25 protein-coding genes and 1 pseudogene are annotated in these 23,007 nt (G+C 73.9%); 9 read left to right on the top strand and 17 right to left on the bottom strand.

Annotation, left to right across the window (positions count from 1 at the left end):
- Nucleotides 1–376: 376 nt before the first annotated feature.
- From ABIA33_RS23710 to ABIA33_RS23695, 4 genes are all read left to right on the top strand, one after another.
- Complete coding sequence (locus ABIA33_RS23710) at nucleotides 377–1,024, top strand: amidase domain-containing protein (protein ID WP_370084399.1); 648 nt, start codon at nucleotides 377–379, stop codon at nucleotides 1,022–1,024.
- A gap of 81 nt (nucleotides 1,025–1,105) precedes the next feature.
- On the top strand, nucleotides 1,106–1,741 hold the full coding sequence (locus ABIA33_RS23705; protein ID WP_370084398.1) for a hypothetical protein: 636 nt from the start codon (nucleotides 1,106–1,108) through the stop codon (nucleotides 1,739–1,741).
- Nucleotides 1,738–2,553 carry a DHH family phosphoesterase gene (locus tag ABIA33_RS23700; protein ID WP_370084397.1) on the top strand — a complete coding sequence of 272 codons (816 nt, stop codon included), beginning with the start codon at nucleotides 1,738–1,740 and terminating at the stop codon, nucleotides 2,551–2,553. Before ABIA33_RS23705 ends, ABIA33_RS23700 begins: the two co-directional genes overlap by 4 nt.
- 178 nt (nucleotides 2,554–2,731) lie before the next feature.
- Nucleotides 2,732–3,484: an MgtC/SapB family protein gene (locus tag ABIA33_RS23695; RefSeq protein WP_370084396.1), complete on the top strand. Its 753-nt coding sequence runs from the start codon at nucleotides 2,732–2,734 to the stop codon at nucleotides 3,482–3,484.
- 216 nt (nucleotides 3,485–3,700) lie between these two features.
- Here ABIA33_RS23695 and ABIA33_RS23690 read toward each other — a convergent pair whose 3' ends face one another.
- The 5 genes from ABIA33_RS23690 to ABIA33_RS23670 all read right to left on the bottom strand — a co-directional run bounded on the left by ABIA33_RS23690 (nucleotide 3,701) and on the right by ABIA33_RS23670 (nucleotide 9,140).
- Entirely contained in the window at nucleotides 3,701–3,856 is a 156-nt protein-coding gene (locus tag ABIA33_RS23690; protein WP_370084395.1) for a hypothetical protein, read from the bottom strand.
- 142 nt (nucleotides 3,857–3,998) lie between these two features.
- Nucleotides 3,999–4,946, bottom strand: coding sequence for a polyphosphate kinase 2 family protein (locus tag ABIA33_RS23685; RefSeq protein WP_370084394.1), 948 nt, complete (start codon nucleotides 4,944–4,946; stop codon nucleotides 3,999–4,001).
- A 205-nt stretch (nucleotides 4,947–5,151) separates the two neighbouring features.
- On the bottom strand, nucleotides 5,152–6,930 hold the full coding sequence (locus ABIA33_RS23680; RefSeq protein WP_370084393.1) for a SulP family inorganic anion transporter: 1,779 nt from the start codon (nucleotides 6,928–6,930) through the stop codon (nucleotides 5,152–5,154).
- Between the two features lie 140 nt (nucleotides 6,931–7,070).
- Nucleotides 7,071–7,214: a hypothetical protein gene (locus ABIA33_RS23675; RefSeq protein ID WP_370084392.1), complete on the bottom strand. Its 144-nt coding sequence runs from the start codon at nucleotides 7,212–7,214 to the stop codon at nucleotides 7,071–7,073.
- A gap of 453 nt (nucleotides 7,215–7,667) precedes the next feature.
- Nucleotides 7,668–9,140, bottom strand: a complete 1,473-nt coding sequence (locus ABIA33_RS23670) for an ATP-binding protein (protein WP_370084391.1) — start codon at nucleotides 9,138–9,140, stop codon at nucleotides 7,668–7,670.
- 144 nt (nucleotides 9,141–9,284) lie between these two features.
- Here ABIA33_RS23670 and ABIA33_RS23665 point away from each other — a divergent pair, with 144 nt between their 5' ends.
- Entirely contained in the window at nucleotides 9,285–9,689 is a 405-nt protein-coding gene (locus ABIA33_RS23665; protein ID WP_370084390.1) for a hypothetical protein, read from the top strand.
- A 103-nt stretch (nucleotides 9,690–9,792) separates the two neighbouring features.
- Here the strand turns inward: ABIA33_RS23665 and ABIA33_RS23660 are convergent, their stop codons facing one another.
- The 5 genes from ABIA33_RS23660 to ABIA33_RS23640 all read right to left on the bottom strand — a co-directional run bounded on the left by ABIA33_RS23660 (nucleotide 9,793) and on the right by ABIA33_RS23640 (nucleotide 13,028).
- Nucleotides 9,793–10,200, bottom strand: coding sequence for a DUF3224 domain-containing protein (locus ABIA33_RS23660; RefSeq protein ID WP_370084389.1), 408 nt, complete (start codon nucleotides 10,198–10,200; stop codon nucleotides 9,793–9,795).
- 79 nt (nucleotides 10,201–10,279) lie between these two features.
- Nucleotides 10,280–10,879 carry a TetR/AcrR family transcriptional regulator gene (locus ABIA33_RS23655; protein WP_370084388.1) on the bottom strand — a complete coding sequence of 200 codons (600 nt, stop codon included), beginning with the start codon at nucleotides 10,877–10,879 and terminating at the stop codon, nucleotides 10,280–10,282.
- Nucleotides 10,880–10,890: 11 nt separating this feature from the next.
- Nucleotides 10,891–11,757, bottom strand: coding sequence for an alpha/beta fold hydrolase (locus ABIA33_RS23650; RefSeq protein ID WP_370084387.1), 867 nt, complete (start codon nucleotides 11,755–11,757; stop codon nucleotides 10,891–10,893).
- A 173-nt stretch (nucleotides 11,758–11,930) separates the two neighbouring features.
- Nucleotides 11,931–12,671: a Clp protease N-terminal domain-containing protein gene (locus ABIA33_RS23645; protein ID WP_370084386.1), complete on the bottom strand. Its 741-nt coding sequence runs from the start codon at nucleotides 12,669–12,671 to the stop codon at nucleotides 11,931–11,933.
- Nucleotides 12,672–12,674: 3 nt separating this feature from the next.
- Complete coding sequence (locus ABIA33_RS23640) at nucleotides 12,675–13,028, bottom strand: putative quinol monooxygenase (protein ID WP_370084439.1); 354 nt, start codon at nucleotides 13,026–13,028, stop codon at nucleotides 12,675–12,677.
- Between ABIA33_RS23640 and ABIA33_RS23635 the strand changes: the two are divergent.
- Nucleotides 13,003–13,151: pseudogene (locus ABIA33_RS23635) on the top strand (IS5/IS1182 family transposase); the annotation flags it as partial. The gene ABIA33_RS23640 and the pseudogene ABIA33_RS23635 overlap by 26 nt on opposite strands.
- A gap of 27 nt (nucleotides 13,152–13,178) precedes the next feature.
- On the opposite strand, the gene ABIA33_RS23630 reads toward ABIA33_RS23635, so the two are convergent.
- The 5 genes from ABIA33_RS23630 to ABIA33_RS23610 all read right to left on the bottom strand — a co-directional run bounded on the left by ABIA33_RS23630 (nucleotide 13,179) and on the right by ABIA33_RS23610 (nucleotide 15,548).
- Nucleotides 13,179–13,328, bottom strand: a complete 150-nt coding sequence (locus ABIA33_RS23630) for a hypothetical protein (protein WP_370084385.1) — start codon at nucleotides 13,326–13,328, stop codon at nucleotides 13,179–13,181.
- Entirely contained in the window at nucleotides 13,325–13,549 is a 225-nt protein-coding gene (locus ABIA33_RS23625; RefSeq protein WP_370084384.1) for a hypothetical protein, read from the bottom strand. The genes ABIA33_RS23630 and ABIA33_RS23625 overlap by 4 nt, the downstream gene beginning before the upstream one ends.
- Before the next feature lie 177 nt (nucleotides 13,550–13,726).
- Entirely contained in the window at nucleotides 13,727–14,107 is a 381-nt protein-coding gene (locus ABIA33_RS23620) for a hypothetical protein (RefSeq protein ID WP_370084383.1), read from the bottom strand.
- Entirely contained in the window at nucleotides 14,107–14,394 is a 288-nt protein-coding gene (locus ABIA33_RS23615) for a hypothetical protein (protein ID WP_370084382.1), read from the bottom strand. Before ABIA33_RS23615 ends, ABIA33_RS23620 begins: the two co-directional genes overlap by 1 nt.
- Nucleotides 14,395–14,819: 425 nt before the next feature.
- Entirely contained in the window at nucleotides 14,820–15,548 is a 729-nt protein-coding gene (locus tag ABIA33_RS23610; protein ID WP_370084381.1) for a hypothetical protein, read from the bottom strand.
- Between the two features lie 311 nt (nucleotides 15,549–15,859).
- Here ABIA33_RS23610 and ABIA33_RS23605 point away from each other — a divergent pair, with 311 nt between their 5' ends.
- Nucleotides 15,860–18,616, top strand: coding sequence for an ATP-dependent RNA helicase (locus ABIA33_RS23605; RefSeq protein WP_370084380.1), 2,757 nt, complete (start codon nucleotides 15,860–15,862; stop codon nucleotides 18,614–18,616).
- 15 nt (nucleotides 18,617–18,631) lie between these two features.
- On the opposite strand, the gene ABIA33_RS23600 is transcribed toward ABIA33_RS23605, so the two are convergent.
- Nucleotides 18,632–19,564, bottom strand: a complete 933-nt coding sequence (locus ABIA33_RS23600; RefSeq protein ID WP_370084379.1) for a bestrophin family protein — start codon at nucleotides 19,562–19,564, stop codon at nucleotides 18,632–18,634.
- 622 nt (nucleotides 19,565–20,186) lie between these two features.
- On the opposite strand from ABIA33_RS23600, the gene ABIA33_RS23595 reads away from it, so the two are divergent.
- Nucleotides 20,187–20,681, top strand: coding sequence for a DUF485 domain-containing protein (locus tag ABIA33_RS23595; RefSeq protein ID WP_370084378.1), 495 nt, complete (start codon nucleotides 20,187–20,189; stop codon nucleotides 20,679–20,681).
- A complete protein-coding gene (locus tag ABIA33_RS23590) occupies nucleotides 20,678–22,285 on the top strand; it encodes a cation acetate symporter (protein ID WP_370084377.1) in 1,608 nt (535 codons plus the stop codon). The genes ABIA33_RS23595 and ABIA33_RS23590 overlap by 4 nt, the downstream gene beginning before the upstream one ends.
- 43 nt (nucleotides 22,286–22,328) lie before the next feature.
- Here the strand turns inward: ABIA33_RS23590 and ABIA33_RS23585 are convergent, their stop codons facing one another.
- Complete coding sequence (locus ABIA33_RS23585; protein WP_370084376.1) at nucleotides 22,329–22,976, bottom strand: TetR/AcrR family transcriptional regulator; 648 nt, start codon at nucleotides 22,974–22,976, stop codon at nucleotides 22,329–22,331.
- Nucleotides 22,977–23,007: the final 31 nt, after the last annotated feature.

The following is a 23,007-nucleotide window of genomic DNA, read 5'->3' as shown; positions in this document are numbered from 1 at the left end:
TCCGCACGCCCCGCCGCGCACACTGCCCCGCCGTGCACGCCGCCGCGTCCACCCGCCGCGCTGCGCCCGCGTCCGCGCCCCGCAGACCGCCTACGCCGCGCCCGGGTCCGTCTGCGCCCACCCGCGCCCCGCAGACCGCCTACGCCGCGCCCGTGCGCTATGCCGCACCTGCCGGACCCGCCCGCGCCGCTTCCGTCCGCCCGGGCCCGCCGTGGCGCGGGCGCGGGCCGGTCGTGCACGGCCTGAACTGGGACGGGACCCCGGCTCGAACGCGGCGGCGCGGCCCGTTAGGCTCACGCTGCCCGCACGCGGATGCGATCTGCGGACGTATCCGCGAGGCGCACCGCGCCACGACCCCTCCACCCCGGGAGCCGCAGTGATCCGTCCCACGCCCAGGCGCCGCCTCGCGGCCCTGTGCACCGCCGCCCTGACGGTGTCGCTGGTGTCCGCCACCGCGAGCCCGGCCCTGGCCTACAACGGGGGCCAGGCCGCCCAGTACGCCGACAAGTGGGCGCTGACGCCCAACACCGCCGCGTACCCGATGTTCGTCAAGAACGACTGCACCAACTTCTTCTCGCAGGCGGCCAGGGCCGGCGGCTACCCGTTCCGCAACGCCGGGAAGAGCCCCGCCGGCGCGACCAGTTGGTGGTTCGCCTCCGGCTCGGGCGGCTTCAGCTGGGCCAACGCCTGGGTGGCGGCCGACGGTTACTACAGCTTCCTGTTCGCCGACAACCCGGGCGGCTCCTCGGAGGGCTCCGCCCCGGGCTCCTCGACCGGGTACTGGACCCCGGACGCCATGGTCACCGGCGACGCGCTGTTCTTCGACTGGGGGCAGGGCTCCGGGGTGAGCCACGTGACCATGCAGGTGGGCTACGGCACCGACCCCAACAGCCCCACCTGGAAGGGCAACTACATCGACGAGCACACCTCCAACCGCTACCACGCGTTCTGGTCCCTCAAGCCCTACAACGCCCTCTACGCCACCACCACGATCTACTTCGAGCACATCAACGCCGGCAACTGACCGGCCCCGCCAGTACAGCCAACCGGCACGGGCCGCCAGAGCAGCACGACTACAGCGATTGGGAGCAGGACGATGACCCCGGTGAAACGAACCCGGCGCACCCGGATGGCGGTCGGCGCGCTGGCGCTCACCGCGGCGGCCGGCGCCGCCGCGGTGAACTGGTCCGAGTCCGCGTCCGGCGACCAGCAGACGGTGGCCGGCGCGGTCCACAGCGACGCCGCGCAGCTGGCCACCGTCAAGTCCGCGTTCACCGCGGCGATCCAGGCCGACCGCGCGGCCGACGCGCCCCCGGCCGGCGCCCTGCACCCGCTGCTCGCCGGGCAGGTCGCGCCCCAGGCCGCACCGCAGGTGCGCCAGCAGCAGCTGGCCGGCGGACTGGCGGCGCTGGCGGCGCACTTCACCCCTGCCCAGGCCCAGCACGAGGCGATCGGCCTGCGCAACGCGGTGTCCTACGAGGCCGATCCGGCGTTCCGCAACCTGGGCGCCGGCGCCTCGAAGGTGGCCTTCACCCAGGTCGCCGTCGCCGGGTCCAGGGCCACCGTGCAGGCCCAGGTCACCGTGTGGGCCAAGTTCCAGCAGCGCCAGCCGAACGGCTCGTGGACCACGGCCTCGCCGGTCAACGTGATGACCTACACCGCCACCCTGGTCAAGAACGCCGCGGGGCAATGGGTCGTCAGTTCCCTGAGCGGGGACTTCGCCCCGGGCGAGGGCCCGTGAGCCAGCCCCGCCCGGCCGCCGCGGTGGCCGGCGCGCTGGCGCTGCTGTCGGTGCTGGCGCTGAGCGCCGGCTGCGCGGCCACCCCCGCGGCCGGCGGGGTGCAGGTGCAGGTGCTGGCCGCGCTGCGCGACGCCTACCAGCACACCACCGCGCTGCCGGCGGTGGCGGCCGACGTCACCGAGACCCTCCAGTCGGGCGCAAGCCCGGTCCTGGCGGGCCAGGGCAGCGTGGTGCTGGAGTTCGCCCGGCGCACCGGGCAGACCCAGCTCACCGTCGGCGGCACCAGGACCGTGGTCGCCGTGCGGGTGGGGGACGTGTTCTTCGAGGCCTCCACCCCGGCCGCGCTGAACGGCCAGGGCCACGACCTGGCCCAGGCCGGGCAGCAGGACCCGGACACCCTCCCGCAGATCCAGGCCCCGGGCCTGGACCCGTTCCAGCTGACCACCCTGTTGGGCGCCGTGGCCTGGAGCGACAGCGTCACCGGCCTGGAGCCGGTGGTCAGCGAGGACGCCACCGGACAGCACACCGCGTACCAGGTCGGCGTCGACACCGCCAAGCTGGCCGCGCACGAGCCGCCCGGCGACCGCACCTGGCTGGACGCGCTGGCGCACCGGCCGGGCGGCGCGGTGGTGACCCTGTCCGCCACCGTGTCCCAGGGCCGCCTGGACACCGTGTCCGCGCAACTGCCGGTCCCCGCCCCGGCCCTGCCCCCGCGGGCCTCCGCCCTGCCCACCCCGGCCCCGCTGAGCGTCCTGGTGGCCGAACAGTTCAGCTACACCCGCCGGCCCGCAGCCATCACCACCCCCACCTGACGCACCCTCCGCCCCCGCCCCCCGGGGGCGGGCGTTTCGGCAGGCGCGGCGTGGGGTGCGCCGCAGCCGGGGTCGCCGGCTCGAGCCGGCCGCGGGGAACGGCTGTGTCTTGTGGGTGCACACGACACACCCCGGCCACGTGCCCCCCACGCGTGGGAATCCAGGTCACGATAGTGCGATGACGTGGGCCGCGGCAGGAATCACGGAACCCTTCGGGCAGGGCTGGGCGCAGCTCGCGCAGCTCGGCATCGCCTTCGTGCTGTCCGGAATCGTCGGCCTGGAACGCGAGGTCCGCCAGAAAGCGGCGGGCCTGCGCACCTACACCGTGGTCGGCGTGGGCGCCGCGCTGTTCGTGCTCGTCAGCAAGTACGGATTCCTCGACATGGTGCAGTACGGGCCCGCCGTGCGGATCAACCCGGCCGTGATGGCCGCGCAGATCGTCTCCGGGGTCGGCTTCATCGGGGCGGGTGTCATCTTCGTGCAGCGCAGCTCGGTGCGCGGGCTCACCACAGCGGCGAGCATCTGGCTGGTCGCCGCGATCGGCTCAGCGGCCGGAGCGGGCCTGCCGGTGCTGGCGTCCATGGCGACGGCCGGGTATCTGCTGATCACTCTCGTGCTTCGCCCGGTCGCCCATCGCCTGCCGGTCATGCGCGCGGTGAGCTACACGTTCCGGATCACCTACGTCCAGCGCATCGGTATGCTCCGCGAGTTGGTGCTGACCTGCCTGAACGCCGGATTCGTCCTGAGCGAGCTGGCCTCTCTCACGGGCGATCACGGCGGCTCCAGCGCGGATGGCAAGCACGGCGAGGAGCACACGGCGGAAGTATCCCTGGGGGTGGAGGGCTCCGGCGACCAGCAGCTGCTGATGGCCCAGCTCAGCAGGCTGCCCGGGGTCCTGGCCTGCCGAAGGACCGACCACTCGGACGAATGACCACCGGCGTTGGCCGCCCGGCACCGAACACCGGCACGGCACCGCCACAAACCGGCGCCCCCACGCCATCCGCAGCCTGGCCCGCGCCCGGCTGCGTGTCCTGTGGGCCTGCCGGCGCGACGGAACCTGCTACGACCCCCTCACCACCAAGACCCACCAAGCCAACAGCAAGATCAACATGATGGCAGGCGCGGCACTGGCGGCATGGAGGGTGACTCAGGAACCTGCCGTGGCCCTCCGGGACCGGCGGGCAGCCGACAGGCCGATCTGCGGATCCACGCCCAGCACGCGCGCGACCTCCTGCGGCGCGCGCGCGTACCAGTCGGTCCGCTCGGGCGGCCGCCGCCCCACGGGGTCTGCCTCGGTGCTCATGCTTGCCTTCTCCGATCTGGTTGTCCGCGCCTGGCCGCCGGCGAGCCACTCGCGTGTCGGCGCTGCGCGGCGCCCATGTCCCGCGCCCCGGCCCGCGCCCCGGCCCGCGCCCCGGCCCGCGCCCCGGCCCGCACTCCGGCCCTCATTCCGGGTGGCGGCTCTGCTCGGCGGCGAACGGATCGGCCGGCTCCCCGGCGGGAGCCTCCTCCTCCAACTCGCGCTTGACGGTCAGCAGATCCCGGCGGGCCTGCTCGCTGACCACCGGGTACCGGGGGTCGATCGTGATCAGCGTGTGCGCCAGTACGGCGGCGGCACAGATACGGGCGAACCATTTGCGGTCCGCCGGTACGACGTACCACGGCGCCCACGGGGTACTGGTGGCCGAGAGCATCTCGGAGAATGCCTGCTGGTAGTCGTCCCAGCGCCGTCGTTCACGGACATCGGCCTGGGAGAACTTCCAGTTCTTCTCCGGCAGGTCGATGCGCCGCAGGAAGCGGGTGCGCTGCTCCTCCTTGGAGAGGTTCAGGAAGATCTTCACCACCGTGAACCCGTTGTCGGTGAGGTAGCGCTCCCAGTCGTTGATCTCCCGGTACCGACGCTCCCAGATGCCTGCCCCGCGTGCCGCCTCCGGCAGCCGCTGCCGGTCCAGGTGCTCCGGATGCACCCGCACCACCAGGACCTCCTCGTAGTGCGAGCGGTTGAAGATCGCGATGTCCCCGCGCGCGGGGAGCCTCTTCGCGTAGCGCCACAGGTAGTCGTGGTCGAGTTCCTCCACCGACGGCACCTTGAAGCTGCTGACATGCACGCCCTGGGGGTTGACCCCGCTCATGACGTGGCGGATCGTGCCGTCCTTCCCCCCGGCGTCCAGCGCCTGCAGACACAGCAGCACCCCGTAGGTGTCCTGGGCGGCCAGCCGCGTCTGATACTCGGTCAGCAACGAGACACCGGTCTTCAGCAGCTCGACCCCCTGCCGCTTCTTCATCCCCGCCTTGTAGCGGGGATCGAAGTCGCGCAGGTCCACCTGGGACCCCGGCTTCACCCGCAGCGGTTTGATGAACTTCGCGATGCGCTTGGCTTGTTTGTCCGTCATTTCCGCACCTGCCCTTCTGCTCCGCTCACGGTGGCTCGACCGGGGCGGCTGGCCGCCCCGGTCCGCGCCCGGATACCGAGCGATGCCACCGAGAGCTTCGCCTGGTCGTCGAGTCGAACCGCACCGAGGTCTGGAGCCGAGCGTCGGTGAGCGGACCTGGGCTCGCCACTCGGCCCGCGGTGCGCTGCGGTGGGATCGGCACCGCTCATCCGGGCCTGCCGGTGGGGCCCGTCGGGCCGGACCCCGGCCGCTCGTCACCCGGGTCGTTCCCGCCGGCGCCGCCCCAGGACCGGTACGCCGCCACCGCCATGGGCAGCGTGGGGAAGATCCGCTGCGCACCGACGGACTCGGTCAGCCCGTAGGCGTCCAGCTCGTCGCGCAGGTCCTGCTTGACCCGCGCCATGGCGAACACGATGCCGCGGCCGGTCAGTTCGTCGCGCAGGGCCTCCAGCGAGTCCAGCGCGGTGATGTCCACCTCGACATTGGCCTCGGTGTTGAGCACGAACCAGCGCACACGGCTCGACTGCTCGGCCACCACCGCCAGCGCGCGCCGCCGGAAGTCCTCGGCATTGGCGAAGAAGAGCGGTGAGTCGTAGCGGTAGACCACCAGACCCGGGATCGTCCGCGCCTCGGGGAAGTCGTCGATGTCGTGCATGCCGGCCACCCCGGGCACCAGACCCTGCACCGCGTCGTGCGGCCGCGCCACCCGCGTGAGCAGCTCGGCCACGGACAGACCCACCGCCACCAGCACTCCGTAGAGGATGTCCAGGGCCAGGACGCCGACCAGGCACCCGAGCCCCAGCAGCAGCTCGCGGCGGCGGAACGAGGCGAGCCGCCGGAAGCCCGCGATGTCGATCATCCGAACGGCGGCGAAGACCACCAGGCAGCCCAGGATCGCCGACGGCGTGTGGGAGAGCGCCGGGCCCAGGAACAGCAGCACGGCGACCACGACGATGTCCGCCGCCAGTCCGTACGCCTGGCAGTGGCCGCCCCCGGATTTGGCCAGGGTGGTGCGGCTGGCGCTGCTGCTCACCGGAAACCCGTGCAGGACGCCGGTGCCCAGGTTGACCACGCCCAGCGCCAGCAGCTCCTGATTGGCGTCCAGACGCTCGCCGCTGCCCCGGGACTCGAAGGCACGCGCCGTCAGGATCACGTCGGTGTAGCCCACCAGGAGCACACCGACGGCCGGCAGTGCCAGCTTGTGGAACTCGCTCAGCGAGGGGAACGACGGGTGCGGGAGACCGGTCGGGATCTTCCCGATCACCGCGATGCCGTGCGCCTCCAGGCCGAACACCGAGACCGCCGCGGTGCCAAGGACGAGCGCCAGCAGCGGGACCGGTGCGCCGCCCGGCAGGAAGGCGGCCGCGAGGAACAGGAACAGCAGCGTGACGACGCTGAAGACCACTGTCGCGAGGTGGGCCTGGGAGATGTTCTGCAGGAAGGAGACCAGCTGCGGGAAAGCGCCGGAGCCGGTCGTCTCGACCCCGGTGATCTTGGTCAGCTGGTCCACCATCATGATCACTGCGACCCCGGCGAGGTAGCCGATCAGCACCGGCTGGGAGAGGAGGTCGGCGACGAAGCCCAGGCGGGCCACCCAGGCGAGCAGGAACATCAACCCCACGACCACCGCGAGCGCCGCCGCGAGGACGGCGTAGTGCTCCGCGTTACCGCCGGCCAGTGGCCCCACCACGCTGGCCGTCATCAGTGCGGTGGTCGACTCGGGCCCGACCGACAGCAGCCGGGAGGAGCCGAGGAAGGCGTAGAGGAAGAGCGCCGGCAGGATGGCCCACAGCCCGGCGACCGGCTGCAGGCCCGCCACGCTCGCGTTCGCCATGACCTGCGGCACCAGATACGCGGCGACGGTGACGCCGGCCAGCAGGTCCCCCCGAAGCCAGTCCCGCGGGTAGGAGCGGAGCACCGCGAATCCCGGCAGCAGGCGTGCGACTGGACCCCCGGCGCCGTTCGCGTCGGTGGACTGCGTCATCGGGTCTCCGTTCCGGCCGGGCGGCAGCAGTCGGGGTCGGCGTCGGTCAAGGCCGGTGACGCTCCGCGCAGGGTGCCGCGGCCCGGGGCGCCGGCTGCCCGGCCCGTGGGCCCCGGGCTGCCGGTTGCGGTGGCGTCGGCTCAGTGCGCCTCGTGCGCGCCCACCCCGGTGAGACCGGCCAGATGGTGGGTCCTGGGCTTCTCGGCGCCCTGCGGCCAGGTCACCACCGCCCAGTCCTGAAGTGTGATCAACTGCTGCTTCTGCAGGTCCGTGAGGGTGTCCAAGGGGGCTTCGGCTCCTGTCGGCGTGGGAAGACACCCAACCGTCAACGTCGCCACGCGCGGTCTCCGATCTCTTCGCGGGCTTGCGTCCGCGCCCTCATCGTCGGAGCCCGCCGAGTCCCTCGCCATGCGGGACAAGCGAAGGAGTGACAGGGGACGGCCTGACGCGTGCCGGCCGCGCCAAGCAGGTCCGGTCCGCCGTGCACGAATCACTCCCGGGGGATTCCCCGGCCCTGCCCCCGCGCGCCTCCGCCCTGCCCACCCCGGCCCGCTGAGCATCCGGGTGGCCGAACAGTTCAGCTACACCCGCCCGCCCGCGGCCATCACCACCCCCACCTGACGCGCCGTCCGCCCCCGCCCCCCGGGGGAGGCGCGGCCCGGGGGTTGCAGAAGCGTGTCCCCGCGCCGGATGCGGCAGGAGTGCCCCGACCTGGCCTGGGCCTGGGACGCGGAGCGTCACATTCCTGCGTACAGCCGTCGCAGATCGACCAGTTGGACGGATTCGTCCTGCTCGGCCAGGTCCCGCAGATCGCTGGTGAAGCCGGCGCCGCTGAAGCAGATGAGCCGGGTCGCTCGGGTGTCGTAGCGGCCTGCGGCGGTGATGACGGTGCGGATATGGCGCAGGCGTTCGAGGTGCCCCAGGCCCATGGTGTCGTTCCATTTGGCCTCGCCGATCGCCAGCAGCGGGGCCTTCACCCCGTCGGCGATGCCGACGACCGCGACATCGACCTCGTGGCCGGTGCGGCGTGCGGCGTCATTCACGGTGCCGTGGCCGACCCGGGCGGGTAGTGCGCCCAGCACGTCGGGTGGGGCGTGGTGCAGGGTCCACTCACGGCAGACCTGTTCGAAGTGTGGCCCCAAGATGTTGCTGGCAAAACGCCGCCGACTCGCCTGCCAGACCCGGGGAGCGGCGCCGGGGCGCTCCAACTGGTCCCAGACCGGGCGCATGATCGCGTGGTAGAAGCCGATCAGCGGTTCGGCGATCCGATAGGCGGGCCGGTTGTCGCGAAAGACGTCGGCGTCGCGGTGCAGCAGGCCGGCGTCCTCCAGCACCGTGATGGGGTGCGCGATGTCGGCCGCCTTGCGCTCCAGGTAGCTCGCCATGCCGCTGCGGGTGGCATTGCCCTCGGCGACCGCGGCCAGCACCGAGTGGTACAGCGCGGTGTCGCGCAGGTCGGGTTCCTCCGCGAGCAGGTAACGCGGTTCGCGGAACAACGGGGTCTCGGGGTTCAGGACGGTGCGGGTGACCCAGTCGTCGAAGTCCGCCAGGTCGCGTGGACTGTCACCGCGCGCGAACTCCCGCCGGTAGGCCGGGGTGCCACCGACGACGGCGTTGACCTGCAGGGCGAGGCGGGGGTCGGTGATGTCCCAGAAGCGGGCCGCCAGCTGATGGTCCAGGGGACGGACCAGCAGCTCAAGTCCGGCCCGGCCGCGCAGCGGCGCGTTCCCCGACAGGAGCTTGCCCATGAACGACAGCGCCGAGCCACACAGCAGCAGCCGGGTCCGCGAGCCGGTGCGCTCCTGACGCAGCGGACGGAAGGCCTGCTGAATCAGCGAGGGCAGTTCCGGATTGGCCTTGGCGAGGTAGGGGAACTCGTCGATGACCACCGGGACGGGCCGTTCGCGCCCGAGCGCCAGCAGGGCGTCGATCACCTCGGACCAGTCCGCGAAATGGTACGGGCTGGCCGGACGGGAGTAGGTCGTGAGCGCTGTGCTGATCCGGCGCAGCGATTCGGGGTCGGTGGCCTCGGTGGCGCCGAAGTAGAACCCGCCGGCGGCGGTGCAGGCGGCGTCGAGTAGGAACGTCTTACCCTGGCGGCGCCGCCCGGAGACAACCCCCAGCGTCGCCCCCGCCTGCGGATCTTCGATGAAACGCGACAACGCGGACCACTCGTGGTCCCGGTCGAACATGGCTGCAGGCTTGTCCACGACACCGCCAGAATATAGAACTACACTTACATTAAGTGTATCCCCATATTGCTTGCCCCGGCATGGCGAATCGGCCCCTTGAGGCGCGTGCCGTCCTCGCTCCCGGCTCTGGCGCGCGGGCCCATGATCAGCAATTCTGTTCCCGTGCTGCTTCCCGCCGCCCGTGAGAGGACCGAACTGCTCGAGGTCGTCCGCATCACTGGCCGTATGAATTACCCCTACTCGCAGGGCATGGTCGGCGACAGCGTCGCGCTGTGGGACGACGATCACGTCCGGCAGGTCCTGGCTTTGATCGCCGACGTGCCGGGCAGCGAGTTGCATCGGTGCTTCATCCCCGGCTGGGGGATCCGTGCGCGCAGCCCGACCGACCTCCTGTTCGAGATCGCCTTCTGCTTCCGCTGCCACGGTGTCCGACTGTGGGGACCGAGCGTTCCTGCCGGACAGCAGGGGATTCACGGCTTCGATCCAGGCAGCCCTCCCGCTCTTGAGCTGCTTCGGCGATTTCGGGCCTGCGCGCCGGGCGGGGGTGGAAACGGCCGGCGTCAGTAGCCCGCCGCCCCGTCTGACGAGGCACGCCGACCGTGTTGATGGGTCTGGGCCGTCACGGGGCCCGAAGAGAAGAGGGGGCGCGCGGAAGCATCACGGAGGGGCTCTAGCTGAGGTCGTAGTCGAACCAGATCCGGTGCGTGCCGTCGGCGTCGATCGCCATCCCCCCGGCGCCGTAGATCCCGGCAAGCTCCCCGGTGCCGCTGGACGGCACGATGGTGAAGAACTCGGCGGAGCGGTCCGCGCCGGAGGTCGTCGCCGAGTGCGCGAAGTTGAAAGCGCCCTGCAGGCCGTGCAGCGAGCCCTCGAAGGACTCCATTGCCACGTACGTTCCCACGCCGCTGGCCTGGTCGAACGCGGCGGTGAACAGCGTCGCGGAGCGGCCGACGACCTCACCTTCGAAGTGCTTCTCCATGGTCGCGACCCCCACCGGGGTCCCGGTGGGTACGGCCGGCTGCGGCACGAGTTCGGTCGGGACGAAGGATGCGACGCTGAACGTTCCGGCGGCTCTCATGTGCGGGATCGTATCGCTGCGGCCCGCCCGCCTGCGGCCACTGGTGAAGTGACAGTCCGGGCTGGCCGCCCGGCGGCGGTCACGCCCGGTCCTGGGTCCCCGGTGGGTGGGCGTGGCGGTTCAGGCCAGCGGCGAGCAGGTCGGTGAGGAAGGCGAAGCTGGCGTCCAGGTCGGTGGGCAGCAGGTAGCCGGCGCTGTGTTCCAGGCCGACGAAGCCGACCACCACCGCGCGCAGCGCGCGCACGGCGTGGACCAGGTCGTCGCCGGTGAGCCCGTAGCCGCGCACGGTGGCGAACGCGATCTCCACCAGGTGCGCGCTGGCGGCCTCCAGGGCCGGCCCGTGCTCGCCGGCGGCGGGCGGCGGGCTCTCCAGCAGGGTGTGGCGGTGCGGGTACTGGCCGGCGTAGGCGCGGAACTCGCGCAGGAAGGTGCGCAGCGCCTCGTCCCCGGCCAGGCCCATCACCGCGGCCCCGATCCGCTCGGCGGCCTCGGTGAGCACCCGGACGGCCATCAGCACCCGCAGGTCCTCCAGGCTGCGCACGTGCTTGTACAGGGAGGGCGCCGCGACACCGGCGCGCTGCGCCACCGCCTTCAGCGTCAGCCCGGCGGGGCCTGCGGCGTCCAGGACGTCGAGCGCGTGGGTGGTCACGATCTGCTGGGTCAGTCCGGCCCGGGCCATCGGGTGCGTCCCTACTTCGCGCTGGTCGGCGACTGCGGGTCGAAGCCCAGGACCAGGTCGGCGACCTGGCGCGGGGCGTCGACCTGCGGGTGGTGGCCGCGGCCGTCGAGCAGTTCGACCCCGGCGCCCAGCTGCTCGCCGACCCAGCGGGCCTCGGCGGCGGCGTCGGCGAAGTCGGCGTCGGCCGTTCCCATGACCACCAGCATCGGCACGCCCGACGCCTTGGCCCGCGTCAGCTTCGCCTCGGCCGGGCCGTGGCTGCCGGCGCACATCCGGGCGTAGGCCTGGGTGCGTCCGGGCTCCTTGAGGTTGGCGGTGACCCGCGCCAGGTACTCGGTGTAGTCGGCGGGGCGCTGGGGGAACATCTTGGGCCACCAGGCGAACCAGACCGGGCGGGTCAGCAGCGGACGGGTGATCAGCGCCGTGCCGATCCGGCCGACCAGGGTGGCCGGCGCGTCGCGGACGAAGGGCCCGGCCAGCACCACCGCGCGCAGCAGTTCGGGGTGGTCGGCGGCCACGTGCACGGCGGAGGCGGCGGTGTAGGAGTTCCCGTAGAGCAGGGCGGGCCCGGCGTCCAGGTGGCGCAGCAGCGCGGCCAGGTCGCGGCCGGTGGCCTGGGAGTCGTACTCCTGCCAGCCGGTGTCCGACTCGCCCAGGCCGCGGTAGTCGACGGTGACCACCCGGTAGCCGGCCTCAGCCAGCAGCGGGGCCAGGAAGCGGAAGGTGGCGCGGATGTCGCCCATCCCGGGCGCCAGCACGACCAGCGGGCCGGCGCCGCGCTCGTCGTAGGCGATGCGCCCGGTGCTGCCGTCGGCGCGCGGGATCTGCAGGTACCGGGTCGCGGGCGGCGCGGCGCCGTTCGGTGCGGTGGTGCTCATGCCGACCTCCATTGGCGAGCTTTGATAGCCATAAAGCTACTGCGATTAGCTTTCGGCTGTCAAGCGCCCGCCCCGGCGCTGTCCGCGCGTGTGCCCGCAGGTGTGACGCCGCGCACGACGCTCACCCCCGCGCCGGGGCTGCGGCCCGGCGCGGGGGTGAGCGTCGTACGGGTCTACTGCTGTTCGCGGGCGGCGGTGATGGCGGCCAGGGTCTGGACGATGTCGGCCTCGGTGGCGGCCTTGTCGATGCCCAGGCCGGTCAGCGGGCCGGCGCCGTCCTCGAGTTCCAGCAGCGCGAGCAGGATGTGCTCGGTGCCGATGAAGTTGTGGCCCAGCCGCAGCGCCTCGCGGAAGGTGAGCTCCATCGCCTTCTTCGCCCGGGCGTCGTAGGGCACCAGCGCGGGCACCTGCTCGGCCGGCGCCGGCAGCGCCGCGGTCGCGGCCTGCCGCACCGCCTCCAGCGTCACGCCCTGGCTCAGGAGCGAGCGCGCGGCAAGCGCGTCCGGCTCGCTCAGCAGCCCCAGCACCAGGTGCCCGGGGCCGATCTCGTCGTTGCCCGCCGCCTGGGCCTCGTTCTGCGCCGCCATGACCACGTTGCGGGCCCGGGGGGTGAAGCGGCTGAATCCCTGGCTGGGGTCGAGGTCTGACGGCACGTCGGGGCCCTTGGCGACGAAGCGCTTCTGGGCTGCCTGCTTGGTGACGCCCATGCTGCGGCCGATCTCGGTCCAGGACGCACCCGAGCGCCGTGCCTGGTCCACGAAGTGGCCGATCAGGTGGTCGGCCACGTCGCCGAGGTGGTCCGCGGCGATGACCGCGTCGGACAGCTGGTCCAGGGCGTCGGAGTGGACCTTCTTGATGGCCTCGATCAGGTCGTCGAGCCGGACGGGATTCGTCGCGCGGACGGGATTCTCCATGCGTCAACCATAGGTTGACGATCGTGGATCGTCAACCCGAAGCTGACGATGGAACCGCCGACCGCGCCCCGTGCCGCCGGGGCGCGGGCCGGGCGCGGGTCCTTCGCGCTCAGGCGGGCGGGAGCTGACGGTCGGGATGTCGGTGGTGCGCACCTCGGGGGCGGTGGCGAACATCGTGGGCCCGACCTGCTTCAGGGCGTCGGCGATCCGCCCGTCGATGTGCGCCTGACGGCCCTGCTCGTCCTCGAAGGTGTGTAAGACTCCGAACACGGTCGGGCTCTGCTTGAAGGCGAACCAGATGACGGTGCCCTCCTCGGCCCGGGACGGCTCCAGGGCGTCCCGCAGCAGGGCCTCCACCTGCCACCTGCGTAGACGCGGGATCCGGCACGCAATCCCCGAGAGGGCCGACCAGGCAACCAACCGCGCCAGGCGAGGCAGGGCCGGGGCCGGCCACCCGGCTTCGGCAAGGAGCGCTACCGGAACTATCCGCAGTGCTCCGGCCTTTAGTTATCGCCGGTTTGAGCCGATCTCGGCCAGGAGCGGTGCGGGCAGCAGTAGCGGGCCGGGGAAGTTCTGGAGCGGGTCGACGCACTGCAGGTGGTAGTCGTCCTTGCGGTTGGCGTTGGCCACCATCGGGCCGGCGTCGATGACGATCACGCGCTCCGAGGCTCCTCGCCGGCCCAGGCGGCGCGGACAATGTCCTTCGAGTGCGCGGCAAGGTCAGGTTCGCCGTCGAAGACGGCAGTCGTGCGGAACCGACGGCGGGGGCGTTCGCCGCGCTCCACCTCAGCCCACTGGCGCAGTAGCTCGACGGCGTCGGGGAGCCGGTCCTCCGGCACCGCGTCGAGCAGGCGGTGTGCTTCCTCGCGTACGGTCATGTGCTCAGTGTGGGGTCCGGGACCGCTGCCGACCCAGGAGTTGTCCCGGTGCTCCAGCGCCGAGAAGTGGTCTATACCTCTGACGGCAGTGCTGACGGCAACAATCCTGGACCTCGGCGCACAACCACGCACCTCGACGCACCACCAAACCGCCGTTGACCTGCCTAAACGCAGTCCTCAGACGGTGAAGACCTTCAGTTTGACGCCGATGGACTGGGCGAGATGGTGCAGGTCGCCCGGGTCGCTGGTGACCACGGACGCCTGGTACTGGACGGCGGTGACCACGACGATGGCGTCGACCACATCGGCGGTCGCGGAGGCCCCGCAGGCGATACCGGCGGCGCGGCCGACGCGCTGGTCGTCGGGCAGGACGTCGCAGCCCTTGAGGACACGGGAGATCTGGTGCTGCGGTCCACCGCGCCATGCCTGGGCCAGGACGACCACGGGCACCAGGGGGCGGATGCGGGCGGCGGTGAGTTCGTCGTGCAGGGCGAGGAAGTCGGGGTTGCGCCGCTCGGCGGCCAGGAGCGCGCCGGTGTCGTAGACGATCGTGCGCACTATCCGGCCGCCGGCCAGGGCTCCTCGTCCAACAGGCCGGCCTCTATGAGGAACTGACGGGCACGGCTACGGGACTCCTCGGGCAGTGAGCCGTGCTCGGTCTCGTACTCGGCCACCAGTTCACGGGCAGCCGCGCGACCGGCCGCGTGCAGGGCGGCGGCGTGGGCCTTCTCGACAGCGGCTTCGGCCAGCCAGGCGGAGACCGGCTTGCCTTCCTCGGCGGCTGCCTCCTTGATCGTCGCTTCGACCTCGGGCGGTACCGAGATCGACAGCTTTCTCGCAGTCATGCCCCCACTGTAGCGCGCGGTAGGACGGCGTTCCTACCGGTTTGCGGCTGGAGGTTTCAGTCTCGCGGCGCGGTGCTCGACTCCAAGATCCGCGCAGGCCGGGCCGATGCGCGCCACGTGCCCGGCCGCGACTTCATCGCGGACGTGGACGTCCGCGTCGAGGTCACCGGGCATGGGCGGAAGGCCAACTGGCACGGGCGAGTTCAGGAAACCCAGCTGGACGGGGCTACTCGGCTGCCGCCGACCAGCGCATCAGCCCCACCCGCTGGCGCCCGCCCCGTCCGGCTGCTGACCGGGCGGCCACCCACCAACGGTCCTCGATTGACAGGCCCGGCAGAGCCGGACCGGCCCCCGCCGCCGGGCAGCGGCTTCGTGCAGCAGCTCCGCCTCCTCCTCAGACATCTGCGGTCGCAGGCAGTACCGCCTCAGTTCTGTTCCGGGACGCGGTGTTCGTGGCCGTCCAGCAGCAGCGTGCACGCCGCCCGCGGGCCCGGGCGCGGGTGGTCCACGCGCACCTGGAACGGGCGCGGGGGATCGCCGGGCAGCTCGCCGTCCAGCACGGCGGGGCCCGCGCCGTGCGGGTACCGGTAGGCGAGCGCGGCGCCGTCGACCAGGAGCTCGATCCGCGGGGCGGGCCCGCCGCGCACGGTCACGGTGATCGTGTGTCCGGCGTGCTCGAGGCGGAAGGAGCGCACCGGCTCGATCGCGCCGCGCACCACGTCCCCGCGGATCACCGGGGGCCGGTCGTGGCGCCGGTCGGTGCCGGCGCGGTGCTCGGCCGCCATCCGCCGCCTGATCACCAGCAGGTCGACCGCGGCGGCCGCGGCCAGCAGCGCGCAGAACGCGGCCAGGCCGGTGAAGAAGTTGCGTCCCGACTGGTCCGAGGCCCGCACGTTGGCCGCCAGCAGCGCGAACAGGACGGCGCCGAGCAGGTAGACCGGGGCGAAGATGCCCGCCAGGAGCCGTCGCGCGGGCAGGTCGCTGAGCGCGGTCACCGGTTCCGTACCGGTGCGCTCGCGCCGCGGCCGCCGCCGGCGCGGCGGCGGCGCGGCGGGGGTGGGCGGCGCGGAGCCGAACAGGACCCTGCCCTCGATCGGGGGGCGGGCCTGTGCCCCGGGGCCGTGCCCGTGGGCCCGGCCGATCGCGAATCGCATGACCGCCTCCGCGGGCCGCGTGCCGGCGCGCAGCATCGAGCCGGTTCGCCCGCGCAGCCGCCTACCGGCCCCCTACCCCGCCCACGACCTGCGGACACGGCCGGGCGCCGCTGCCCGGCCCCCGGGACTGCCCACGGCTGACGGCGCAGGGCTCGGGGCACGGGCCGGCGGCGATGCGCCCGCAGGGCCGCGCCGGCCCCGAGCCGGACCGCGCCCGGCGCCACCGCCGTGGCCCGGTACCGGGACGCGGCGGGCGGCGCGGGCGCGGGCGCCGATCGCCGCGCGGCCCGGCGATCGGCGAGACTGCCACGGTGAACCCCGCCTGGCTCGATCTCCCCGTCCGCGACGCCGTCCCCGAGCTGCAACGCGCCCTGGCCCGGCGGGGCACCGCCGTGCTCGCGGCCCCGCCCGGCACGGGCAAGACCACCCTGGTCCCGCTGGCCCTGGCCGGCCTGGTGGACGAGCTGCCCGGCCCGCCGCGGCGGGTGCTGGTGGCCGAACCGCGCCGGCTGGCGGTGCGCGCCGCCGCCCGGCGGATGGCCTGGCTGCTCGGCGAACCCACCGAAGCGGCCGATGGGGCCGGTGGGCGCATCGGCCACACCATGCGCGGCGAGCGCCGGGTGGGCCCGCACACCGTGGTCGAGGTGGTGACCACCGGCGTGCTGCTGCAGCGCCTGCAACGCGACCCGGAACTGGCCGGCGTGGACACCGTCCTGCTCGACGAATGCCACGAGCGCCACCTGGACGCCGACACCGCCCTGGCGTTCCTCCTCGACGTGCGCGCCACGCTGCGCCCGGACCTGCACCTGGTCTGCGCCTCGGCCACCTCCGACACCGCCGCCTGGGCCGCGCTGCTGGGCGACGTGGGCGGGCCCGCGCCGGTGGTGCAGGCGCACGGCGCCGCGTACCCGGTCCAGGTGCTGTGGACGCCAGCGCCGCGCCCGGTGCGCCCGGCGCAGGGCACGCGCACCGACCCGGCGCTGCTGGAGCACGTGGCGGCGACCGTGCGCCGGGCGCTGGGGGAGCGGGAGGGGGACGTGCTGTGCTTCCTGCCCGGCGCGGGCGAGATCAGCCGGGTCGCCCACCTGCTCGGCGGGCCCGGCGGACCCGATGGACCCGACGCGGCCGGCGCGGTCGGCGGGCCCGGCGGGGCGGTCGAGGTGCTGCAGTTGCACGGCCGGGCCGCCGCGCGGGTGCAGGACGCGGCGCTCAGCGCGGGTGGGCGGCGCCGGGTGATCCTGGCGACCTCGGTCGCCGAGTCCTCGCTGACCGTGCCCGGGGTACGCACCGTGGTCGACTGCGGGCTGGCCCGCGAGCCGCGCACCGACCACGCGCGCGGGCTCTCGCGCCTGGTGACCGTGCGGGCCTCGCTGGCCACCGGGCGCCAGCGCGCGGGGCGGGCCGGGCGCGAGGCGCCGGGCGCGGTCTACCGGTGCTGGGCCGAGGTCGAGGACGCCCGGGCGCAGCGCCTGCCGACCCCGGAGATCGCCCTGGCCGACCTGACCTCGTTCGCGCTGCAGGCCGCCTGCTGGGGCGATCCGCAGGCGCGGGGCCTGGCCCTGCCCGACCCGCCGCCGGCCGGGGCGATGGCCGCGGCCGGTGCCGCGCTGGCCGCGCTGGGCGCGGTCGACGCCAAGGGGCGGGCCACCGCCCGCGGCCTGCGCATCGCGCGCACCGGGTTGCACCCGCGGCTGGCGCGGGCGCTGCTGGACGGCGCGCCGCTGGTGGGGGAGCGGCGCGCGGCCGAACTGGTCGCCCTGCTGTCCGAGGAGCCGCCGCGGGCGCTGGGCGAGGACCTGTCCGCGGTGTGGCGCACGGTGCGAGAAGGGCGCGACCCGTACGCGGCGCGCTGGCGCGAGGAGGCGCGCCGCCTGCGCCGGCACCTGCGCGAAGGCGGCACCCCGCCGCCGCAGCCGGCCGCGCCCGACCCGGCCGCGCCCGACCCGGCCGCGCCCGAACTGCCCGCGCCCGGACCGCTGTCGCCCGACCTGCCCGTGCCGGACCGGGGACCGGCGGGCCAGGCCGGTCCCGCCGGTCCCGCCGACCGGGCCGACCGGGCCGTCGCCGGGCTGCTGGTCGCCCTGGCCTTCCCCGAACGCATCGCTCAGGCCCGCGCCGCCGCCGGCCCCGAACCCGGCGCCCGCGGCAGCTACCTGATGGCCTCGGGCACCGCCGCCACCACCAGCGCGGGCTCGGCGCTGCCCGCGTCGAGTTGGCTGGCGGTGGCCGTCGCCGACCGCCCCGCCGGCTCGCCCTCGGCCCGCATCCAGCACGCCGCCGTCATCGACGAGGACACCGCCCGGCGGGCCGGCGCCGCGCTGCTGACCACCCGTGAGGAAGTGCGCTGGACGGTGCCCGCCGGCAGCCGCCGCGGCGAGGTGGCGGCCCGGCGCGTCGAGGCGCTGGGCGCCATCGAGCTCAGCGCCCACGCGCTGGCCGACCCCGACCCGGCGCTGCTGCGCGCCGCACTGCTGGAGGGTCTGGCCCGCGAGGGCGTCGGCGGCCTGCTCACCTGGACCGCCCGGGCCACCGCGCTGCGCGAGCGGCTGGCGTTCTTGCACCGCTGGCTCGGCGAGCCCTGGCCCGACGTCAGCGACCAGGCCCTGCAGGCGGGGGCAGGGACCTGGCTGGAACCGGAGCTGTCGCGGGCCAGGCGCCGCGCGGACCTGGAACGCCTGGACACCGCGGCGGCGCTGACCCGCCTGCTGCCCTGGGCGAGCGGCGCGGCCGGGCGGCTGGACGAGTTGGCCCCCGAGCGGATCACCGTGCCGTCGGGCTCGCGGATCCGGGTGGACTACTCGGGCGAGCGCCCGGTGCTGGCGGCCAGGGTCCAGGAGCTGCTCGGCTGGAGCGCGGCCCCGGCCCTGGCCGGGGGACGGGTCGCGCTGACGGTCCATCTGCTCTCCCCGGCCGGACGCCCGGCCGCGGTCACCGGCGACCTGGCCTCCTTCTGGCGCGAGGGCTACCGGGCCGTGCGCGCCGACCTGCGCGGCCGCTACCCGCGCCACCCCTGGCCCGAGGACCCGGCCACCGCCGATGCGACCCGCCGCACCAAACCGCGCACCTGACCTCGGGCCGGCCGCCTACCAGAGGTAGCCCTCCACGGGCACGGGCTTGGCCGGGCGCTGGGGGACGTCGAGGAGTTCGAGCAGGTCGCGTTCCAGGTTGGTGGCCAGGGCGGTGATCGGCACGTCCTGGGTGCGGTTGGCGAAGGGCTCCTCGGTGGAGGCGCCGACGCGCTCGACCATCCGGAAGAACACGGCGATCAGCAGCGCGCTGGGGATCACCAGCCACCGGTAGGCGGGCAGGGCGCTGATCGCGGCGAACGGGAACACCACCACGTAGCAGTGCACGAACATGCGGCTGAGGTAGTCGTGCGGGCGCGGGATCGGGGTGGTGCTCATCCGCTCGGCCAGAGCCTGCTGGGTGGACAGCCCGGCCAGCGCGGTCTCCATTTGGAAGTTGTCCAGGCCGGTCAGGATCCCGGCGGCGTAGCCGCGGAAGATGGCCTGGCTCTGCAGCCGGGCCAGGACAGCGGGCCGGTTGTCCGCGGCCAGCACCAGCGGCGCCTCCTCGGGCGGCAGCAGGCGGGTGAGTTCGGGGGTGGGGTCCTGGCCGCGCAGCTGCCGGGCCAGGCTGTGCGCCCAGGCGGCCTGGCGGTTGGCCAGGTCGCGCTGCCAGGCGTGGACGGTGTCGGGGTCCACCGCGGGGTCGGCGAGCTTGGCGTCGGTCACCGTGCGCGCCACGCGCACCAGGGTGCGGCACTGGCCGGTCAGTTGGGCCCAGATGGTGCTCGCCTCCCACCAGCGCTGGTAGGCGGTGTTGGCACGGAAGGCGAGCAGGATGGCCAGCGCCGTGCCCAGGACGGTGGCCAGCAGCGAGGGCAGCGCGAGCCAGCGCAGGCCGGCGAGGTCGACCAGCAGGTAGGCGGCGGTGCCGCTGACCGCGGCGAGCAGGAGGTCGAACCGCACGAACGGCAGGGTCCTGCGGATGTGGAAGGTTTCCTTGACGATCACCTCGCCAGCCTAAGGGGTGGCCCCTGGTCGACGGAGCGTCAACTTCCAGGCCCACAGGGCCGCGAGGCCGCCCGCCGGGGTCCCCGGCCCCGGCCCGCGGTTACCGGCGGGGCCGCCGCGCCGCTTCCAGCCGAGCGGGGCGAAGGCGGTCACCCCGTCGATGGACTCGCGCAGGATGTCGGCGTGCCGGCGAGCTCCTCGACCAGGTGAAACCCAGGGGCCTTGGGCAGCTCGACGGTGTGCACCAGGTCCGGCAGCGCGCCGACGATCTCGGCGGTCTCTTTGGCGACTGCCTGCAGAACGCCAGCACGTCCTGCACGCTCTCGTCCTGCACCAGGCGGAACGAGTCGGCCCGGTTGGACTGGTCGCGCGGGCGCACGATCGACCGCCGTCCGGTTGATCGCGGTGATCCCACCCCAGGTTCCATCCAGGACTGTTCCTGTCCTGGATGGAACCTGGGGTCGCGGCCCGATGGGCGCCGGATACCGCCTTGGTCTCGAATGTGGAGTGACTGGACAGATGTCTAGTCACTAGGCATGGGGCTGGCTAGGGTGGCGCACCACCCGACAGGCGACGCACCCCACCCCCTCACCCCCCTCACCCCCGCTCGAGGAACGCCCCTATGCCAGCCGCACACCTCCCGCCCGACAGCTTCCGCTCCCGCCATCGAGCGGCCGGCCACCCCGGCGCGCCGCTGGACCCGCCCGCGGCGTGGGCCGCCCGCGACCGGGCCGCGGGCGAACTGGCCACCTTGAACCGCGCCACGGCGCGCCTGGGCCGCGGCTTCGCCGTGGCCAACGCCGCCGGCTTCGCCGTCATGGTGCTGCTGGCCTGCACCGGCGGCGGACTGCTGGGCACCGAGGTGTTCGGCCGCGTCACCCTGGGCATCGTGCTCGGCGTGGCGCAGGCGGTCGGGCTGCTGTGGACCGCGGCCCGCTTCGACCGCCGCTCGACGCGCACCTGCGACCCGCTGGCCGAGACCCTGGGCGAAGGCCTGCACCACAGCCAGTACGGCGACCCGCGCCAGGCCCCGCACGGCAACCCGCGCGAGGACCGCTACGGCGCCGCCCCCCGCTACCAGGACCCGTGGGACCAGCGCCCGGTGACCGGCCGATGAACCCCGCCGCCCTGGGCGCGAACACCCAGACCCTGGTCCTGATCGCTTTCCTGATCTTCGTGGGCGCCTCGCTGCTGCTGTGCGTGATGGTCGGCCCCGAAGGCGACGAGGTCGCCGACTTCTACACCGCCAACCGCACCCTGACGCCCCTGCAGAACGCGCTGGCCCTGTCCGGCGACTACATCTCCGCGGCCACCCTGCTCGGCACCACCGGCATCGTGGCGATGTCCGGCTACGACGGCTTCACCCTGGCCGTCAGCACCGTCCTGGCGCTGGGCGTGCTGCTGCTGATCGCCCGCCCGCTGCGCAACGCGGGCCGCTACACCCTGGGCGACGTCCTGGCCATGCGCGCCGGCGGCGCCGCGCCGCGCATCGCCGCGGCCGTGGTGACCCTCGCGGTCTCGCTGCCCTTCCTGGTGGTCCAGCTCTCCGGTGCGGGCTCGGCCACCGCGCAGGTCCTGGGCCTGACCGGGCCCGGCGCGCAGCAGGTCTGCACCGCCCTGATCGGCGTGCTGATGATCTGTTACACCGTGCTGGGCGGTATGCGCGGCACCAGCCTGGTGCAGATCGTCAAGGTCGTGCTGACCTTCGCCGCGGTGGTCGCGGTGGCCCTGTCGGTGCTGAGCCACTTCCACTGGAGCATCGACGCCCTGCTCAGCGCCGCGTCCGCGGGCAGCGGGCAGGGCGCCGCCTACCTGCACCCGGGCCTGCAACTGGGCACCACCGCCAGTGGCCGGCTCAACTTCATCGGCCTGCAGCTGACCGTGGTCCTGGGCGCCGCCTGCATGCCGCACATGATCATGCGGGTGAACGCCTCCCCGACCGGCAGCGCCGCCCGGCGCTCCACCCGCTACGCCATCGGCATGGTCGGCGCCTTCTGCCTGCTGGTGGCCGTCATCGGGCTGGGCGCAGCGGCCCTGGTCGGCGACCGGATGATCGGCGCGGTCAACCCCAACGGGCAGGGCGCGCTGCTGCTGCTGGCCGGGGTCCTGCAGGGCGGCACCGGCACCACCGCCGGCAGCGCGCTGTTCACCGCGGTCGCCTGCTCGGTGTTCGTGACCGTGCTGGCGGTGGTCGCCGGCATCACCCTGGCCGCGGCCGCCGCCCTCGCGCACGACCTGCACGCGCACGCCGTGCGCAAGGGCCGCCTGTCCCAGGCCGGCGAGGTGCGCGCGGTGCGCTGGTCGGTGCTGGCCGTCGGCACCCTGGGCATCGTGCTGGCGATCGCCGCGCAGGGCTACAACGTGCAGTTCATGTCCTCCCTCGCGGTGTCCATCGCCGCCTCGGCGGTGCTGCCCGCCCTGCTCTACAGCCTGTTCTGGAGCCGCTACAACCGCACCGGACTGCTGTGGACGGTCTACGGCGGACTGCTGTGCGCGGTGGGCCTGCAGGCGTTCTCGCCCACCGTCTCCGGGTCCGCGTTCGCGCTGTTCCCGCACGCCGACTTCGCCTGGTTCCCACTGCAGACCCCCGGCCTGGTCTCGGTGCCCGCCGCGTTCGCGCTGGGCTGGGCGGGCAGCGTCCGCGGCCGGCGCAAGGCCGCGGCCGAGCCGGACTTCGCCGCCGTCCAGGAACGCGTCCTGCTGGGCGCCGGCGCCGAGTAGCGCCCCGCGGCCGCCCGGCCAGGGCCCTTGAGTCCGTCAGGGATCAGGGTTCTTGGCCGGGCGCTCCCAGGGCGGCGTGCCAGCTGGCCGCCATCACGTCCAGCAGCGCCTCGCGGTCCGGCTGCCAGCTGCGCTGCACCGCGGTGTCCATCGCCACCTGGTGCAGCTGGCGCACCAGCAGTTGCAGCCGCAGCTGCGCCTGCGCGCGGGCCGGGCCCTCGGGGCGGCGCTCCAGGTAGCCGGTCATCGTCGACACCAGCCGCTCGATGGAGGCCGAGCGGCGCTCGGCCACCGTGCGCTCCACCGCGCCGGCTTCGTTGAGCGCGGCCAGCAGCCCCGCGTGCGACTCGTACCAGCGCAGCGCGTCGTCCATCCACACCCGCAGCCGGGCCTGCGAGCCGATCGCCTGCTCCAGCACGGTGTACCAGCCGCGGTCGGACGCGGTGACCTCCTCCAGCAGCGCCCCCACCGCCTCGGCCTTGGAGCGGAAGTGCAGGTAGAAGGTGGCGCGGCTGGTGCCCGCCCGGCCGACCACCTCGTCGACGGTGGTGGCCGCGTAGTCGGACTCCTCCAGCACCTCGCGCACCGCCGCGAGCAGCCGCCGCCTGGTCTGCTCGCGGTACTCGGCGCGCAAGGTGGCGGGGCGCTGGCCGACGCGGGGCCCCGGTCCGCCCGAGGCTGCTGATGTCACGCGATCACCCTATCCCGCCCGGCGGCTGCGC

Source organism: Streptacidiphilus sp. MAP12-16 (assembly GCF_041262165.1).
Classification (GTDB): Bacteria; Actinomycetota; Actinomycetes; order Streptomycetales; family Streptomycetaceae; genus Streptacidiphilus.
This window is presented reverse-complemented; position numbering and strand designations above follow the sequence as displayed.

Bases quoted from the DNA above. Each gene is read 5' to 3' on its own strand.
- ABIA33_RS23695 (WP_370084396.1), top strand. From the start codon at position 2,732: ATGACGTGGGCCGCGGCAGGAATCACGGAACCCTTCGGGCAGGGCTGG.
- ABIA33_RS23690 (WP_370084395.1), bottom strand. From the start codon at position 3,856: ATGAGCACCGAGGCAGACCCCGTGGGGCGGCGGCCGCCCGAGCGGACC.
- ABIA33_RS23685 (WP_370084394.1), bottom strand. From the start codon at position 4,946: ATGACGGACAAACAAGCCAAGCGCATCGCGAAGTTCATCAAACCGCTG.
- ABIA33_RS23680 (WP_370084393.1), bottom strand. From the start codon at position 6,930: ATGACGCAGTCCACCGACGCGAACGGCGCCGGGGGTCCAGTCGCACGC.
- ABIA33_RS23660 (WP_370084389.1), bottom strand. From the start codon at position 10,200: ATGAGAGCCGCCGGAACGTTCAGCGTCGCATCCTTCGTCCCGACCGAA.
- ABIA33_RS23655 (WP_370084388.1), bottom strand. From the start codon at position 10,879: ATGGCCCGGGCCGGACTGACCCAGCAGATCGTGACCACCCACGCGCTC.
- ABIA33_RS23650 (WP_370084387.1), bottom strand. From the start codon at position 11,757: ATGAGCACCACCGCACCGAACGGCGCCGCGCCGCCCGCGACCCGGTAC.
- ABIA33_RS23645 (WP_370084386.1), bottom strand. From the start codon at position 12,671: ATGGAGAATCCCGTCCGCGCGACGAATCCCGTCCGGCTCGACGACCTG.
- ABIA33_RS23625 (WP_370084384.1), bottom strand. From the start codon at position 13,549: ATGACCGTACGCGAGGAAGCACACCGCCTGCTCGACGCGGTGCCGGAG.
- ABIA33_RS23615 (WP_370084382.1), bottom strand. From the start codon at position 14,394: ATGACTGCGAGAAAGCTGTCGATCTCGGTACCGCCCGAGGTCGAAGCG.
- ABIA33_RS23610 (WP_370084381.1), bottom strand. From the start codon at position 15,548: ATGCGATTCGCGATCGGCCGGGCCCACGGGCACGGCCCCGGGGCACAG.
- ABIA33_RS23595 (WP_370084378.1), top strand. From the start codon at position 20,187: ATGCCAGCCGCACACCTCCCGCCCGACAGCTTCCGCTCCCGCCATCGA.
- ABIA33_RS23590 (WP_370084377.1), top strand. From the start codon at position 20,678: ATGAACCCCGCCGCCCTGGGCGCGAACACCCAGACCCTGGTCCTGATC.